The sequence below is a fragment of the Inmirania thermothiophila genome (genome assembly GCF_003751635.1).
Taxonomy (GTDB): domain Bacteria; phylum Pseudomonadota; class Gammaproteobacteria; order DSM-100275; family DSM-100275; genus Inmirania; species Inmirania thermothiophila.
The window spans coordinates 191451-206966 of the sequence record NZ_RJVI01000003.1 but is presented as its reverse complement, the minus strand read 5'-3'; the positions used below and the strand labels follow the sequence as shown (position 1 = coordinate 206966).

The following is a 15516-nucleotide window of genomic DNA, read 5'->3' as shown; positions in this document are numbered from 1 at the left end:
TCAGCGCCCCCCCGCCGCCGCCAGGCAGGCCTCGGCCACCCGCGCCGCGGCGTCGGTGACCGCCCGCCCGCGCGCCGCCTCGGCCATCCGCACGAGCCCCTCGCGATCGCCGGCCGCCTGCGCCAGCAGCCCCGCCAGCCGCGGCGCGTCCAGCTCGGCCTCGCGCACCACCCAGGCCGCGCCCGCCGCGGCCAGCCAGGCCGCGTTGGCGGCCTGATGGTCGTCCACCGCGTGCGGATAGGGGACGAGGATCGAGGGCACGCCGGCGGCGGCGAGCTCGGCCACGGTGAGCGCCCCGGCGCGCGCCACCACGAGATCCGCCCAGCCGTAGGCCGCGGCCATGTCGTCGAGAAACGGGACCACCTCGGCCTCCACCCCGGCCGCGGCATAGGCCGCCCGCGCCGCCGCCTCCTTGCCCGCGCCGGCCTGGTGGCGGATCGCCAGCGCCACCCCCGCCTGCGCCGCCGCCTCCGGGACCACGCGGTTGAGCGCCGCCGCCCCCTGGCTGCCGCCGAGGACCAGCACCCGCAGCGGCCCGCCGCGCCCGGCGAGGCGCGCGCGAGGCGGGGGCAGCGCCGCGATGGCCTCGCGCACGGGGTTGCCCACGTGCTCGCCCCCCGGCAGCGTCCCCGGGAAGGCCTCCAGCCGGCGGCGGGCGAGCCGCGCGAGCAGCCGGTTGGTGAGGCCTGCCACCGCGTTCTGCTCGTGGATCACCAGCGGGATGCCCAGCAGCCAGGCCGCCACGCCGCCGGGCCCCGCCGCATAGCCCCCCATGCCGAGGACCACCGCGGGGCGGTCGCGGCGCAGGGCGGCGAGCGCCGCCGCCAGCGCCCGCCCCACCCGCCAGGGTGCGGCCAGCCACCCCGCCGGCCCGCGCCCGCGCAGCCCCTCCACCGGCAGCCGCCGCAGCGGGATCCCCGCGGCCGGGACGAGGCGCCCCTCGAGCCCCCGCGCGCCGCCGAGCCAGCGCACCTCGGCGCCGCGCCTGCCGAGCGCCGCAGCCACCGCCAGGCCCGGGAAGACGTGACCGCCGGTCCCTCCCGCCATGATCGTCACCACCGTCCTTGCCACCGGCGCTGCTCCCGCTCGCGCGTCTGCGCCGCCACGCGCTGGGCCAGCGCCAGCGCCGCCAGGGTCGCCACCATGCTGCTGCCGCCGTAGCTCATGAGCGGCAGGGTCAGGCCCTTGGTGGGGGCGATCCCGAGGTTGACGGCGATGCTGACGAAGGCCTGCGCCCCCAGCCAGACGCCGATGCCGTCGGCGAGGTGGCCGCCGAAGGCCTCGCCGGCGGCGCGCGCCCGCTGGCCGAGGCGGAGCAGCCGCCAGGCCAGCGCCCCGTAGAGGGCGACCACGGCGAGGCTGCCCACGAGCCCCAGCTCCTCGGCCAGCACCGCGAAGAGGAAGTCCGTGTGCGCCTCCGGCAGATACGCGAGCTTCTGCACGCTGGCGCCGAGGCCGACCCCGAACCAGCCGCCGCGGCCCACGGCGATCAAGGCTTGGGTGAGCTGGAAGCCGCTGTCGAAGGGATCGGCCCAGGGGTTGAGGAAGGCGAGCACCCGCTCCATGCGGTAGGGCGAGCTCACCACCAGGGCGGCGCCGGCGGCCGCGAGGACCCCGAGGACCACCCCCAGCCCCAGCAGGCGCGCCCCGCCGAGGAAGGCCATGCCGAGGGCGGTGCCCGCCATCACCGCGGCGGCGCCGAAGTCCGGCTCGGCAAGAAGCAGCGCCGCGGCGAGGCCGAGCACCGCCGCCGGGCGGGCCAGCGCGCGAAGCCCCGGCGGCGCCGGCTGCGCCGCCAGCCAGGCCGCGAACCACAGCACCCAGGCGAGCTTGAGGGCCTCGGAGGGCTGCAGCCGCACCGGACCGAGGGCGAACCAGCGCCGGGCGCCGTTGACCTCGTGCCCGAGCTGCGGCACGAGCACCAGGGCCGCGGCGAGGAGGCCGGCGAGCAGGCCCGGCCAGGCCAGCCGCCGCCAGGCCGCGAGCGGGATCTGATAGACGATCCAGGCCAGACCGAGGCCGAGCGCGGCGTAGGCCGCCTGGCGCACGGCGAAGTGGAAGGGATCGCCGTAGCGGCGCGCCGCCTCGGCGATGGAGGCCGAGGTCACCATCACCAGGCCCCAGGCGAGGAGCACGGCGGCGATGGCCGCGATCCAGGGCTCGGGCCAGGCCGCGCCCGCGCCCCGTCGCACCGCCTCGGCCCGCGCCGCGCTCACGCCAGCGCCTCCACCGCGGCCGCGAAGCGCCGGCCGCGCTCCTCGAAGCTCGCGTACTGGTCGAGGCTCGCGCAGGCGGGCGAGAGGAGCACCGTCTCGCCCGGCCGCACCGCCTCCGCCGCGAGCCGCACCGCCTCCTCCACGTCGGCGGCGAAGACCACCGGCACCGCGCCCGCCAGCGTCTCGGCCAGACGCGGCGCATCGCGGCCCATCAGCACCGCGAGCCGCACCCGCCCCGCCGCGGCCGCGCGCAGCGGGGCGAGGTCCGCCCCCTTGGCGTCGCCGCCGGCGATCCACACCAGCGGACCCGGCAGGCCCTCGAGGGCGGCGAGCGCGGCACCCACGTTGGTGGCCTTGGAGTCGTCGATCCAGCGCGCCCCGCGGCGCTCACCCACCGTGACCATCCGGTGGGGCAGCCCCGCGAAGGCGCTCACCGCCGCCCGCTGCGCCTCGGGGGCGATCCCGGCGGCGTCCGCGAGCGCCATCGCCGCGAGCACGTTGGCGAGGTTGTGCCGGCCGGCGAGCGGGACCTCGTCGGCGGCGAGCCGGCGCTCGCCGCCGCGGCAGAGCCACACGCGCCCCCCCGCCTCCACGAGGCCGTAGTCGCCGCCGCCGGGCGCGCCGAGGCCGAAGGTGACCCGCCGCCCCGGCGCCGGCATCGCCGCCGCCACGGGGTCGTCGCGGTTCACCACCGCGGTGGCGGCGCCGGCGAGGATGCGCGCCTTGGCCGCGGCATAGGCGGCGAGGTCCGCGTGACGGTCGAGGTGGTCGGGCGAGACGTTGAGCACCGCCGCCGCCTGCGGCGCCAGGCTCGCGGTGAGCTCGAGCTGGAAGCTCGAGAGCTCGAGGACGTAGAGATCGGGCGCCGGCCCCTCCAGGAGGTCGAGGACCGGGGTGCCCAGGTTGGCGCCCGCGGCGGCGCGCAGGCCCGCGGCCCCGGCCATCGCCGCCACCAGGGCCGTCACCGTGCTCTTGCCGTTGGAGCCCGTCACCGCCACCACCGGCGCCGGCGCCAGGCGCGCGAAGAGCTCCACGTCGCCCACCACCGGCAGCCCCCGGCGGCGGGCCTCGGCGAAGAAGGGCAGGCGCTGGTCGAGGCCGGGGCTCGCCACCACCAGCTCGGCCCCGGCCAGGACCGCGGGATCGAGGGCGCCGAGGCGAAGCTCCAGGCCCGCGTCCGGCTCGAGCCCGTCGAGCCCCGGCGGCGCGGGGCGGCTGTCGGTGGCGGCCACGGCGACGCCGCGCCGGCGCAGGAAGCGCACCGCCGAGGCCCCGCTGCGGCCGAGCCCGGCCACCGCCACCCGCCGCCAGGGCAGCGTGCTGCGCGTCGGATCCGCCTGCCGTGCCGCGCTCATCGGATCTTCAGGGTCGCAAGACCGACCAGGACCAGGATCACGGTGATGATCCAGAAGCGGACGATGACCCGGGGCTCGGGCCAGCCCTTGAGCTCGAAGTGGTGGTGCAGCGGCGCCATGCGGAAGATGCGCCGCCCCGTGAGCTTGTAGGAGGCCACCTGCAGGATCACCGAGAGGGTCTCCACCACGAAGACCCCGCCCATGATGAACAGCACCAGCTCCTGACGGACGATCACCGCCAGCACCCCCAGCGCCGCCCCCACCGCAAGGGCGCCGATGTCGCCCATGAAGACCTGGGCCGGGTAGGCGTTGAACCAGAGAAAGCCCAGACCCGCGCCCACGAGGGCGCCGCAGAAGACCACGAGCTCGCCCACCCCCGGGAGGTAGGGGATGGCGAGGTAGGTGGCGAAGCGCACGTTGCCCGAGGCGTAGGCGAAGATGCCGAGGGCCCCCGCCACCATCACCGCCGGCAGGATCGCGAGCCCGTCGAGGCCGTCGGTGAGGTTGACGGCGTTGCTGGAGCCGACGATGACGAAGTAGGCCAGGACCACGTAGAAGCCCCCGAGGGGGATCGCCACGTTCTTGAAGAAGGGGACGATGAGGGCGGTCTCGGCCGGGTGCTCGGCGGTGAGGTAGAGGGCGAGGGCCACGGCGAGCCCCGCCGCCGACTGCCAGAGGTACTTCCACCGCGCCGGGAGCCCGCGCGGATCGCGCCGCACCAGCTTGCGGTAGTCGTCGACGAAGCCGATGGCGCCGAAGGCCAGGGTGGTGGCGAGGACGATCCAGACGTAGCGGTTGCCGAGATCCGACCACAGCAGCGTCGCCGCCGCCACCGCCACCAGGATCAGGACCCCGCCCATGGTGGGGGTGCCGGCCTTGGCGAGATGGGTGGCGGGGCCGTCGTCGCGCACGGTCTGGCCGATCTGGCGGAAGCTCAGGTGGCGGATGAGGTAGGGGCCGACGGCGAAGGAGATGGCGAGCGCGGTCAGCACCCCGAGGATGGCGCGGAAGGTGAGGTACTGGAAGACGTTGAAGCCGCTGTGCAGGGCCTCGAGCTGCTGTGCAAGCTCGTAGAGCACGCCTTCAGCCCTCCGCCGCCAGCGCGTGCACGATGCGCTCCATCGCCATCGCGCGCGAACCCTTGACGAGCACCACGGTGTCGGGGCCCAGCGCGCCCTCCACCGCATCCAGCAGCGCCCCCACCGATTCGTGGACCTGGCCGCCGACGCCGAAGGCCTCCGCGGCCCGCGCCGCCAGCGGCCCGAGGGCGTGCAGCCGTGCGATCCCCGCCCGCCGCGCCGCCGCCCCCGCCTCGCGGTGCAACGCCTCGGCCTCGGCGCCGAGCTCGGCCATGTCGCCGAGCACCAGCACCCGCTCGCCCCCGAGCCCGGCGAGGACCGCAAGCCCCGCCGCCAGGGAGGCCGGGTTGGCGTTGTAGCTGTCGTCGATGAGCCAGCCGCCGCCGCGGGCCGGCCGCGGCGCCAGCCGGCCCGGCGGCGGCGCGATGGCCTCCAGGGCCCCGACCCGCGCCTGCGGCGCGATCCCGAGGGCGGCCCCCGCGGCCCAGGCGGCAAGCGCGTTGCGGGCGTTGTGGGCGCCGCCGAGCCGCAGCGTGAGCACCCACTCCCCTTCGGCGTCCCGGATCCGCACCGGGGTGCGGAAGCCGTCACGGCCCAGGGTGGTGGCCCCGGCCTCGCCCCGCACCGCCGCCCCGGCGCCCCCGAGGGCGTAGTCCAGCACCCGCCGCCCGGCCGCCAGACCGCGCCAGAGCGGCGCGAAGGCGTCCTCGGCCGGGAACACGGCGACCCCCTCGGGGGGCAGCGCCTCGAGCAGCGCCCCCTTGGTGCGCGCCACCGCCTCGAGGCTGCCGAAGCCCTCGAGGTGGGCCGCAGCGGCGCCGGTGACGATGCCCACGTGGGGGATGGCGAGGGCGGCGAGCGTCGCGATCTCGCCGGGGGCGCTCGCCCCCATCTCGAGGACCGCGGTGCGGTGCTCGGGCCCGAGGCCGAAGAGGGTCAGGGGCAGCCCGATGTCGTTGTTGAGATTGCCGCGGGTGGCGAGCACCGGCCCGCACGCCGCCGCCACCGCCGCCACCATCTCCTTCACCGTGGTCTTGCCGTTGCTGCCGGTGACGCCCACCACCTGCGGCGCGTGCCGGCGCCGCCACGCCCGGGCCAGCAGGCCCAGGGCGCGGCGGGTGTCGGCGACCACGAGCTGCGGCAGCGCCAGCGGCAGCGGCCGCTCCACCAGGGCCGCGGCGGCGCCGCCCGCCTCGGCGGCGGCGACGAAGTCGTGGCCGTCGAAGCGCGTCCCGCGCAGGGCCACGAAGAGGGCGCCGCGGTGCAGCCGCCGGCTGTCGGTGTCGACGCCGCGGAAGCCTGCATCCGCCGCCGGCGGCGGCAGGCCCAGGGCGGCGGCGGCCTCGCGCAGGCGCATCGCGATCATGCCCGCGCCTCCAGGGCGGCGCGCACCGCCTCGCGGTCGCTCCAGGGCAGGCGCCGCCCGCCCACCTCCTGGGTGGTCTCGTGGCCCTTGCCCGCCACCAGCACCACGTCGCCCGCCCCGGCCTCGGCGACGGCGAGGCGGATGGCGCGGCCGCGGTCGCGCTCGATGCGCGCCGCCTGCGGCCGGCGCATGCCGGCCAGGATCTCGGCGATGATGGCGTCACCGTCCTCGCCGCGCGGGTTGTCGTCGGTGAGCACCACGACGTCGGCGAGCCGCTCCGCCGCCGCCCCCATCAGGGGGCGCTTGCCGCGGTCGCGCTCGCCCCCGCAGCCGAAGACGCACCAGAGCCTGCCGCGGGCGTGGGCCCGCGCCGCCTCCAGCGCCTGGGCCAGGGCGTCCGGGGTGTGGGCGTAGTCGACGAGCACCGTCGGCAGCGCCCCGCCGCCGAGCCGCTCCATCCGCCCCGGCACCGGCGCCACCGCGGCGAGCAGCCGCACCGCCTCCGCCAGGGCCGCCCCCTGCCCCAGCAGCACCGCCGCCGCGGCGAGGAGGTTCGCGGCGTTGAAGCGCCCGGCCAGGGGCGTGGCGAGCACCGCCCGCTCCCGGCCGCGCCGCAGCACCAGCCGCAGCCCCGCCGGCGTCGCCTCCACCGCCTCGGCGCGCAGCCAGGCCCCCGCGCCGAGGCCGTAGGTGAGGGCCTCGGCGCCCGCGCGGGCGAGCCAGGCGGCGCCGAAGGGATCGTCGGCGTTGACCACGCGCAGCGCGAGCCCCGGCCAGGCCAGCAGCCGCGCCTTGGCGGCGCCGTAGGCCGCCATGTCCCCGTGGTAGTCCAGGTGGTCGCGGCTGAGGTTGGTGAAGACCGCGGCGCGGAAGCGCACGCCCGCGACCCGGTCCTGGTCGAGGGCGTGGGAGGAGACCTCCATGGCCACGCGGCGCACCCCGGCGGCGGCGAAGTCCGCAAGGCGCGCCTGCAGCGTCACCGGGTCGGGCGTGGTATGGCCGGTGGGCTCCAGCGCCTCCAGGCGGCCCACGCCGAGGGTGCCCACGAAGGCTGCGGACACCCCCGCCGCCTCCCACGCCTGGACGAGGAAGTGCGCCACCGAGGTCTTGCCGTTGGTGCCGGTGATCCCCACCACCTCGAGCCGCGCCGAGGGATCGCCCCAGAAGCGGGCGGCGAGCTCGCCCGCTCGCCGCCCGAGCCCCGGCACCGCCACCGCCGGCACCGCCAGCCCCGCCGGCGGCGCCACCCCGGGCGCGGGCTCCCAGAGCACCGCCGCGGCCCCGGCCGCCAGCGCCGCATCCAGGTGGGCGAGGCCGTGGCCGCGGCTGCCGCGGCAGGCGAGGAAGACCTCCCCCGGCGCCAGCCGGCGGCTGTCCAGGGCGAGCCCGCGCACGGGCACCGCCGGCGCCTCCGGGAGGATCTCGTCGAGCCGGCGCACCGGCCGCGGCAGCGCGCTCACGGCTCCGACCTCCCGAGGGCGGCCACCTGCGTCCCCGCGGGCAGGGCGTCGGGGGGCACGTCCAGCAGCCGCAGGGCCCCGGCCATGATGCGCGCGAACACCGGCGCCGCCACCTCGCCGCCGTAGTAGCTCTCGCCGCGGGGGTCGTCGATCATCACCGCCACCACCAGGCGCGGGCGGCTCGCCGGGGCCATGCCCACGAAGAGCGCCCGGTAGCGGTCCTCGAGATAGCCGCCGGGACCCACCTTGCGGACGGTCCCGGTCTTGCCCGCGACGCGGTAGCCCGGCACCGCCGCGCGCCGCCCGGTGCCGCGCGCCACCACCCCCTCGAGCATGGACCGAAGCTCGAGGGCGACGCGGTAGGGCAGGGCCCGCGCCGGCGGCGGCGCCTCGGCCTCCTGCACCAGCCGCACCGGAGGCAGCATCCCGCCCGCGGCGATGGCGGCGTAGGCGCGGGCGAGCTGCAGCGGGGTCACCGCAAGCCCGTAGCCGTAGCCCAGGGTGGCCTGCTCCACCTCCCGCCAGGTCCGCCAGTCGCGGAGGGTGCCGGCGGCCTCGCCCGGAAAGCCGCTGCCGGTGGGGCGGCCGAAGCCGACGCGGTCGAACACGGCCCAGAGCCGCTCGGCCGGCAGCGCCAGCGCGACGGCGGCGGCGCCGACGTTGCTGGACTGGATGAGCACCGTGGCGAGGTCGATGGCGCCGTAGTCGCGCAGGTCGTGCACCGTGAGGTCGCCCACCCGCAGCCGCCCGGGGCTGGTGTCGATGACGCTCGTGGCGCGGAAGCGCCCGCTCTCGAGGGCGGCGGCGAGGGTGAAGGGCTTGATCGTGGAGCCGGGCTCGATGGGGTCGGTGAGGGCGCGGTTGCGCCGCCGGGCCGGGTCCCAGGCGGCCCGGTTGTTGGGGTTGTACGAGGGCTGGACCGCGAGCGCGAGCACCTCGCCGCTTCGCGCATCGAGGACCACGGCCGCCCCCGCGGCGGCCCGCTCGGCCTGCACCGCCGCCTTGAGCTCGCGGTAGGCGAGGTACTGGATGCGGCGGTCGAGGGTGAGGTGCAGGTCGCGCCCGGGCTGCGGTGGGCGCACCAGCTCCACGTCGGCGACCGGCCGCCCCAGCCGGTCGCGCACCACCCGCTTCGCCCCGGGGCGGCCGCGCAGCCAGCCGTCGTAGGCGAGCTCGATCCCCTCCTGGCCGACGTCGTCGACGTCGGTCACCCCCACCACGTGGGCGGCCACCTCTCCGGCCGGGTAGTAGCGCCGGTACTCGCGGCGGATGCCGACGCCGGGGGCGCCGAGGGCGAGCACGCGCTCGGCCGTCTCGGGGGTGACGTGGCGGCGCAGGTAGTGGAACTCGCGCCCGCGGCGGGCGTCGAGCTCACGGCGCAGCCTGCGCGCATCGAGGCCGAGGGTGCGCGCCACCCGCACCATCGCCGCCTCGTCGGCGAGCAGCGCCGCCGGCTCCGCCCACACCGAGGGCACCGGGGTGCTCACCGCCAAGGGCTCGCCGTTGCGGTCGAGGATCATGCCGCGGTGGGCGGCCACCGTGACCGTGCGCAGGTGGCGGGCCTCGCCCTCGCGGACGAGGAAGTCGCGCTCGAAGACCTCCAGCTCCACCGCCCGCGCCGCCAGCACCCCGCCCGCCACCGCCACCACGGCGAGGGCGAGGCGGTGACGCCAGCGCATACCCGCCCCATCGCTCATGGCCGCACGATCACGATCTCATCCGGGGCCGGCAGCCGCATCCCGAGGCGCCCGGACGCGATGGTCTCGATCCGCCCGTCCGCGGCCCAGGTCGCCTGCTCGATCTGGAGCCGGCCCCACTCCACCTGCAGCGCGTCGCGCCGCTGCTCGAGGCCCTGAAGCTCGGCGAAGAGCCGCCGCGACTCGTGCCGCGACCACACCACCGCGAGGGCGCTCGCCGCCACCGCCGCCGCCAGGATCACCACCGGCAACGCCGCGCCCCTCACGGCAGCCGCTCGGCCACCCGCAGCACGGCGCTGCGGGCGCGCGGATTGGCCTCCACCTCGGCGGCGCCCGGACGGCGCGCCCGCCCCAGCAGCCGCAGCCGCGGCCGCATCGCCGACGCCGGCAGCGGCAGGTCCGGGGGCCCGTCGCCGCCCCGCGCCTCCCGCCGCAGGAAGCGCTTGACGATCCGGTCCTCGAGGGAGTGGAAGGCGATCACCGCCAGCCGCCCGCCGGGGGCGAGCGCCTCCACGGCCTGGGGCAGCGCGGCCTCGAGGGCCTCGAGCTCGCCGTTGACCCGGATGCGCAGGGCCTGGAAGGTGCGCGTCGCCGGGTGCCGGCCCGGCTCCCGCGTCGGCACCGCCGCCGCCACCACCGCCGCGAGGCGGCCGGTGGTGCGGATCGGGCCCTCGGCGCGGGCGGCGCAGATGGCCCGCGCGATGCGTCGCGCGTAGCGCTCCTCGCCGTAGTCGCGCAGCACCTGCGCGATCTCGCGCTCGCCGGCGCGCGCCAGCCACGCCGCCGCGCTCTCCCCCTCGTCCGGGTCCATGCGCATGTCCAGCGGCCCGTCGCGCAGGAAGCTGAAGCCGCGGGCGGGGTCGTCGAGCTGGGGCGAGGAGACGCCGAGGTCCATGAGGAGGCCGTCGACGCCGCCGGCGACACCCGCCTCGGCGAGCAGCTCGCCGAGGCGGGCGAAGCTGCCGTGCAGCACCCACACCCGGGGATCGCCGCCGAGATGCCTGCGGGCGTGGGCCACCGCCTCCGGATCGCGGTCCATCACCACCAGCCGCCCCTCCGGCCCCAGCTGCGCCAGGATCGCCGCCGCGTGGCCGCCGCGCCCGTAGGTGGCGTCCACGTAGCAGCCCTGCGGGCGCACCGCCAGCGACTCGAGCACCTCCGCCGGCATCACCGGGACGTGCGCCACGACCCCGCCCCCCACCCTCAGAGGGCGAGCTGCGACAGGGCCGCGCCGAGCTCCGGCGAGCCGAGCCCCTCGGACAGCCACTGCGACGACGTCTCGTTCCACTTCGACTCGTCCCAAAGCTCCAGCTTCTTGCCCTGCCCGATGAGCACGACCCGCTTGTCCAGCGCCGCGGCGCTGCGCAGCAGCGGCGGCACCAGGATCCGCCCCTGGCGGTCGAGCTCGCACTCGGTGGCGTGCCCCACCAGGATCAGCTGCAGCTTGCGCACCATGGGCTGGAGGCTCGGCATGCGCATGATCTCGCGCTCGAGCTCGACCCAGTCGCCGTAGGGGTAGAGGAAGAGGCAGCCGAGGTTGGGATCGATGGTGACCACGAGCTGATCCTCGCCCCGCTCGCGAAGCTGCTCGCGATAGCGCGCCGGGATCGCCAGACGCCCCTTGGCGTCGAGGTTCAGCGCGTTGATCCCGCGGAACAAGGCCGCCCCCCCCTTGGCCGGGATCCCTCCCACTTCTCCCCACATCCCCCCACCTCGCCACACTATAGGTAGCGCCTTTCCCACTTGTCAAGGAAACGCCCCCCCGCGGGGAGGCCATTTCGGCCTTTTGGTTCAGAGGCTTAGCGGCGGCTCGGTGGCGCCCATGTTCCCTTTCGGGATCAAAGGGTTGGGAAGGAAAGGTGAGATGCCTTCTGGAGAAGCGGCAGGTGCCTCACCCGCGGCGGCAGCACTGCGGCCGCGGGTGGGAGAAAGGGGGGAGCCGGCCGATAAGCCGGGTTCTGTCGTGGGCAGCCATTCATCTGGGACGTGCGTCGCCGCACGCCTCGAGCGACCTACCCGGGGGCTGCGCGCGGGCCACGCGCCGCGGCGCTCGGCCGCATGCCCCCCTATTTGGTCTTGCTCCGGGTGGGGTTTGCCCTGCCGCGGAGTGTTACCACCCGCGCGGTGCGCTCTTACCGCACCTTTTCACCCTTGCCTGTGCCGGCACGGGGCCGGCCATCGGCGGTCTGTTTTCTGTGGCACTTTCCGTCGGCTCGCGCCGCCCAGGCGTTACCTGGCACCCTGCCCTGTGGAGCCCGGACTTTCCTCCGCGCCCGCCGCGGGGCGCGGCGGCTGCCTGGCCGGCTCCCTCGGCCCAATCTAGCCGGCCGCCGGGGGAGAGGCAAGCGGCCGGGGATCCTCGCCCCCCTCCCCGCCCCACCCCTTCGGGCCGGTTGCCAGGCCCGTCGGAGGCGGGCAGAATCGCGCCATGGTGGAGATCTCGGGCATCGGCATCGCCTCGGCCTTCCTCGCGGGACTGATCTCGTTCCTCTCGCCCTGCGTCCTTCCCCTGGTGCCGGGCTACCTCTCCTACGTCGCCGGGCGCAGCGTCGAGGACCTCACCGGCGAGATGGAGCGCAGGGCGCGCCTGGCCACGCTGCTGATGGCCCTCCTCTTCGTGCTCGGCTTCTCCACCGTCTTCGTCGCCCTCGGGGCGAGCGCCACCGCGGTGGGCCAGCTCCTCGCCCGCTACCGCTACGAGACCAACCTCGTCGGCGGCGCCATCGTCACCCTCTTCGGGCTCTTCATGACGGGGCTGGTGCGCATCCCCTGGCTCGAGCGCGACGTGCGCATCCACCGCACCATCGGCGGTGCGCACCCGCTCGCCTCCTACCTGCTGGGGATGGCCTTCGCCTTCGGCTGGACGCCCTGCATCGGCCCCATCCTGGGCGCGATCCTGACCGTGAGCGCCACCGCCGAGCAGACCGCCACCGGGATGGCGCTGCTGGCGATCTACTCGGCCGGGCTCGGCGTGCCCTTCCTGCTCGCGGCGCTCTTCACCGACCGCTTCCTGCACCATGCGCGCTCGGTCCGGCGCTTCGCCCCGACGCTGCACAAGATCGCCGGCTGGATCCTGGTCGTCTTCGGCATCGCCATGATGACGGGGCTGCTCAGCCGCTTCGCCTTCTGGCTGCTGACGGTCTTCCCCTGGCTTGCCGAGATCGGCTGAGCCGGGCCCTCAGCCGCGCCGCGCCGCGAGTGCCTGGGCGATGGCGTAGGCCTCCGGCCGCGGCCGCCCCGTGAGCCGGGCCGCAAGGCGCGCCGCCTGCGCCGGCGGCAGCTCCTCCAGCAGCACCGCGAGCACGCGCCGCAGCTCCGCCTCCTCCCGGGCCTCCCCGGCCGCCCCCGCGATCACCAGCACGTGCTCCCCCAGCCTGCGCTCGGGCCGCGCCGCCGCCTCCTCGGCGAGCACCTCCAGGGGGGCGAGGCGCACCTCCTCGTGGCGCTTGGTGAGCTCGCGCGCGTGGGCGGCCTCGCGCCCGCCGCCGAGGATCTCGGCGAGATCGGCGAGGGTGTCCGTGATGCGGTGCGCCGACTCGAAGAGGACGACGGTGCGCGGCTCCGCCCGCAAGGCCTCGATGCGCGCGCGCCGGGCCTGCCTGCGGGCCGGCAGGAAGCCCTCGAAGCAGAAGCGGTCCGTGGGCAGGCCGGCGACGCTCAGGGCCGCCGTCACCGCGCTCGGCCCCGGCACCGCCACCACCGGGATGCCGGCCCCGCGCGCCGCCCGCACCAGCCGGTAGCCGGGGTCGCTCACCAGGGGCGTCCCGGCGTCGCTCACCAGGGCCACCGCCGCCCCCTCCCGCAGCCGCCCCAGCAGCGCCTCCACCCGCGCCGCCTCGTTGTGCTCGTGCAGCGACACCAGGGGCCGGCGCAGCCCGCAGGCGGCGAGCAGGGCGCCGGTGCGGCGGGTGTCCTCGGCCGCGACCAGCTCCGCCCCGGCCAGGGTCTCGCGCGCGCGGGGGCTGAGGTCGCCGAGGTTGCCGATGGGGGTGGCGACGACGTAGAGGGTGCCGGTCACGCTGTGGCCTCGGTGGTCGCGGGCGGGGCCGCCGCGCTATCATCCGGCCTCGCCCATGCTCGCTGGAAGGACCATGGCTCCGCGCCGGCCCGGGTGGCGCTGCCTCGTCGCGGCGGCGGCCCTCACTCTCGCAAGCTGCACCGCGCCGGTCAAGCCGCCGACGGTCCCGGCGCCGTCCCCCCCCGCCGCGGCACCGGAGGTGGACGCCGCCGTGCGGGCGCTGCTGCAGGCGGCGGGCGAGGCCGCGCCGGGCGAGGCGGTGCGGCTGCGCCTGGAGGCGGCGCGGCTGCTTGGGGCCGCGGGACGCGACGACGAGGCGGCGGCCCTGCTCGCGCCCCTGGACCTCTCCTCCGCCTCGCCGGAAGTGGCCCTCGAGGCCGCCATCCTGCTCGCCGAGCACGCCCTTGCCCGCGGCGTCGCCGCCGAGGCCCTGCTGCGGCTGCCGGATGCGGCGCCCGACGCCGCGCCCGCGCTGCGGCGCCGCCTCCACCGCCTGCGCGCCCAGGCCTTCGCGGCCCTCGGCAACGCCCTCGAGGCGGCGCGGGCCCGCATCGCCCTCGAGCCCCTGCTGGAGGAGGGGGAGGCGGTGCTGGAGAACCAGCGCGCGATCCTGCGCCACCTCACGGAACTCGGCGACGACGCCCTCGCCCGCCTCGAGGCCGGGGGGGAACGGCCGCTGGCGGGATGGGCGGGGCTTGCCCGCATCGCCCGCAGCCCCCGGCTGCCCGGCGACTTCGACCGCGCCATGGCGGCCTGGCGGCAGCGCCATCCGGACCATCCGGCGCGGCCGCAGCTCATGGAGGGCGTCGCCGCGCGGATGCGGGTCGAGCCCCTGCGGCCGCGCACCGTGGCCCTGCTGCTGCCCCTGAGCGGACGGCTCGCCGCCGCCGGGCGGGCGGTGCGCGACGGGGTGCTGGCCGCCTACCTGCGCACGCCCCCTCAGGAACGGCCGCGGCTCGTGATCCTCGACACCCGCGACGGCGCGGAGGCGGGCGCCGCCGTCGAGGAGGCGGTGCGCGAGGGCGCCGAGGCCGTCATCGGGCCCCTCGCCAAGGATGCGGTGCGGGCGCTCGCGCTGCGCCCGGCGCTGCCGCTTCGGGTGCTCGCCCTCAACTACGACGACGGCGGCACACCGCCGCCGCCGCGGCTCCACCAGCTCGGGCTGCTGCCCGAGGACGAGGCGGCGCAGGCGGCGGAGCGGGCGCGCGCCGACGGGGCCGTCCGCGCCCTCGTGCTCGCCCCGGCGAGCCGCTGGGGCGACCGTCTCGTCACCGCCTTCCGCACGCGCTGGGAGACCCTCGGCGGCGAACTCCTCGACGAGGCCCGCTACGACCCGCGCGGCACCGACCATCGCCCGGTGCTGGAGCGGCTGCTGGACATCGACGAGAGCAAGGCGCGGCGGCGGGCGCTGGAGGCGATCCTCGGCACGGGCGTGCGCTTCGAGCCGAGGGCGCGGGCCGACGCCGAGGTCCTCTTCCTCGCCGCCGACTCGACCGCGGCGCGGCTCATCCTGCCGCAGATCCGCTTCCTCGGCGGCGGCCGCCTCGCCGTCTACGCCACCTCCGCGATCTTCACCGGCCGGCCCGACCCCCGCGCCGACCGCGACCTGGACGGAGTACGCTTCGCCGACATCCCGTGGCTGCTCGCGCCGGACGAGTCGGGCTCGGCCCTGCGGCGGGAGCTCGAGGGGCTCTTTCCGCAGGGGATCACGGTCTACGGGCGGCTCTACGCCCTCGGCTACGACGCCTGGCAGGCCCTGCCCCTGCTGGAATGGCTCGGGCAGGGGCCCGACGCGGGTCTTACGGGGCTGACAGGAATCCTCACCGCCGACCCCGACCGCCGCCTGCACCGTCGCCTCTACTGGGCGCGCTTCGAGGAGGGGCGCCCGCAGCCGCTGGGCTGGACGCCCCGCATCGAGGGCGTCGGCGCGGCGGCCGCGGCGCCATGAGGGGCGGCGATGCCGCCGGGCGCGGGCGCATGGGCGAGGAGGCCGCCCTCGCCCACCTGCGCGGCCATGGCCTGCGCCTGATCGCCCGCAACCATCGGTGCCGCGCCGGCGAAATCGACCTCGTCATGGCGGAGGGCGAGGTGGTGGTCTTCGTCGAGGTGCGGCTGCGCCGGCGCAGCGACTACGGCTCGGCCCTGGAGAGCGTCGATGCGCGCAAGCAGCGGCGCATCGCCGAGGCGGCGCGGCACTTCCTCGCCGGGCATCCGGAGCTTGCCCGCCGGCCCGCGCGCTTCGACGTGGTCGCGGTCGAGCCCTCGGCCGGCGGCCTCGCCTGCCGATGGATCCGCGACGCCTTCCGCTGCTAGCGGCCCCGCCCT

The 15516-nt window shown here is 77.3% G+C and carries 14 protein-coding genes and 1 other RNA gene; 3 read left to right on the top strand and 12 right to left on the bottom strand.

The genetic code is table 11. The features are described from left to right. The 11 genes from murG to rnpB form a co-directional block, all read right to left on the bottom strand. Positions 1-1047 carry an undecaprenyldiphospho-muramoylpentapeptide beta-N-acetylglucosaminyltransferase gene (murG, locus tag EDC57_RS11700; RefSeq protein WP_425454803.1) on the bottom strand — a complete coding sequence of 349 codons (1047 nt, stop codon included), beginning with the start codon at positions 1045-1047 and terminating at the stop codon, positions 1-3. 5 nt (positions 1048-1052) lie between these two features. Continuing rightward, a complete protein-coding gene (ftsW, locus tag EDC57_RS11695) occupies positions 1053-2216 on the bottom strand; it encodes a putative lipid II flippase FtsW (RefSeq protein WP_211331999.1) in 1164 nt (387 codons plus the stop codon). Then, the gene (gene murD, locus EDC57_RS11690) at positions 2213-3571 is read right to left on the bottom strand and encodes a UDP-N-acetylmuramoyl-L-alanine--D-glutamate ligase (protein ID WP_123402080.1); all 1359 of its coding nucleotides are present in this window, start codon (positions 3569-3571) and stop codon (positions 2213-2215) included. Before murD ends, ftsW begins: the two co-directional genes overlap by 4 nt. After that, a complete protein-coding gene (mraY, locus tag EDC57_RS11685; RefSeq protein WP_211331998.1) occupies positions 3568-4650 on the bottom strand; it encodes a phospho-N-acetylmuramoyl-pentapeptide-transferase in 1083 nt (360 codons plus the stop codon). Before mraY ends, murD begins: the two co-directional genes overlap by 4 nt. A gap of 4 nt (positions 4651-4654) precedes the next feature. Then, a complete protein-coding gene (locus tag EDC57_RS11680; RefSeq protein WP_123402078.1) occupies positions 4655-6016 on the bottom strand; it encodes a UDP-N-acetylmuramoyl-tripeptide--D-alanyl-D-alanine ligase in 1362 nt (453 codons plus the stop codon). Continuing rightward, on the bottom strand, positions 6013-7476 hold the full coding sequence (locus EDC57_RS11675) for a UDP-N-acetylmuramoyl-L-alanyl-D-glutamate--2,6-diaminopimelate ligase (protein ID WP_211331997.1): 1464 nt from the start codon (positions 7474-7476) through the stop codon (positions 6013-6015). The genes EDC57_RS11680 and EDC57_RS11675 overlap by 4 nt, the downstream gene beginning before the upstream one ends. Continuing rightward, on the bottom strand, positions 7473-9155 hold the full coding sequence (locus EDC57_RS11670) for a peptidoglycan D,D-transpeptidase FtsI family protein (RefSeq protein ID WP_245995288.1): 1683 nt from the start codon (positions 9153-9155) through the stop codon (positions 7473-7475). Before EDC57_RS11670 ends, EDC57_RS11675 begins: the two co-directional genes overlap by 4 nt. A 14-nt stretch (positions 9156-9169) precedes the next feature. After that, entirely contained in the window at positions 9170-9439 is a 270-nt protein-coding gene (gene ftsL / locus EDC57_RS11665; protein WP_123402076.1) for a cell division protein FtsL, read from the bottom strand. Beyond that, positions 9436-10359: a 16S rRNA (cytosine(1402)-N(4))-methyltransferase RsmH gene (rsmH, locus tag EDC57_RS11660; RefSeq protein WP_281272261.1), complete on the bottom strand. Its 924-nt coding sequence runs from the start codon at positions 10357-10359 to the stop codon at positions 9436-9438. The genes ftsL and rsmH overlap by 4 nt, the downstream gene beginning before the upstream one ends. Before the next feature lie 17 nt (positions 10360-10376). Continuing rightward, complete coding sequence (gene mraZ / locus EDC57_RS11655) at positions 10377-10832, bottom strand: division/cell wall cluster transcriptional repressor MraZ (RefSeq protein ID WP_123402075.1); 456 nt, start codon at positions 10830-10832, stop codon at positions 10377-10379. Between the two features lie 272 nt (positions 10833-11104). Continuing rightward, positions 11105-11481: RNase P RNA component class A (gene rnpB, locus EDC57_RS11650), an RNA gene on the bottom strand. A 120-nt stretch (positions 11482-11601) separates the two neighbouring features. On the opposite strand from rnpB, the gene EDC57_RS11645 reads away from it, so the two are divergent. Beyond that, the gene (locus tag EDC57_RS11645; RefSeq protein ID WP_211331996.1) at positions 11602-12342 is read left to right on the top strand and encodes a cytochrome c biogenesis CcdA family protein; all 741 of its coding nucleotides are present in this window, start codon (positions 11602-11604) and stop codon (positions 12340-12342) included. A 9-nt stretch (positions 12343-12351) separates the two neighbouring features. Here the strand turns inward: EDC57_RS11645 and rsmI are convergent, their stop codons facing one another. Beyond that, positions 12352-13191 carry a 16S rRNA (cytidine(1402)-2'-O)-methyltransferase gene (gene rsmI, locus EDC57_RS11640; protein WP_123402074.1) on the bottom strand — a complete coding sequence of 280 codons (840 nt, stop codon included), beginning with the start codon at positions 13189-13191 and terminating at the stop codon, positions 12352-12354. Positions 13192-13264: 73 nt separating this feature from the next. Here rsmI and EDC57_RS11635 point away from each other — a divergent pair, with 73 nt between their 5' ends. After that, positions 13265-15139 carry a penicillin-binding protein activator gene (locus EDC57_RS11635; protein WP_170165136.1) on the top strand — a complete coding sequence of 625 codons (1875 nt, stop codon included), beginning with the start codon at positions 13265-13267 and terminating at the stop codon, positions 15137-15139. After that, positions 15136-15504 carry a YraN family protein gene (locus EDC57_RS11630; protein ID WP_211331995.1) on the top strand — a complete coding sequence of 123 codons (369 nt, stop codon included), beginning with the start codon at positions 15136-15138 and terminating at the stop codon, positions 15502-15504. The genes EDC57_RS11635 and EDC57_RS11630 overlap by 4 nt, the downstream gene beginning before the upstream one ends. The last annotated feature ends 12 nt before the right edge of the window (positions 15505-15516 follow it).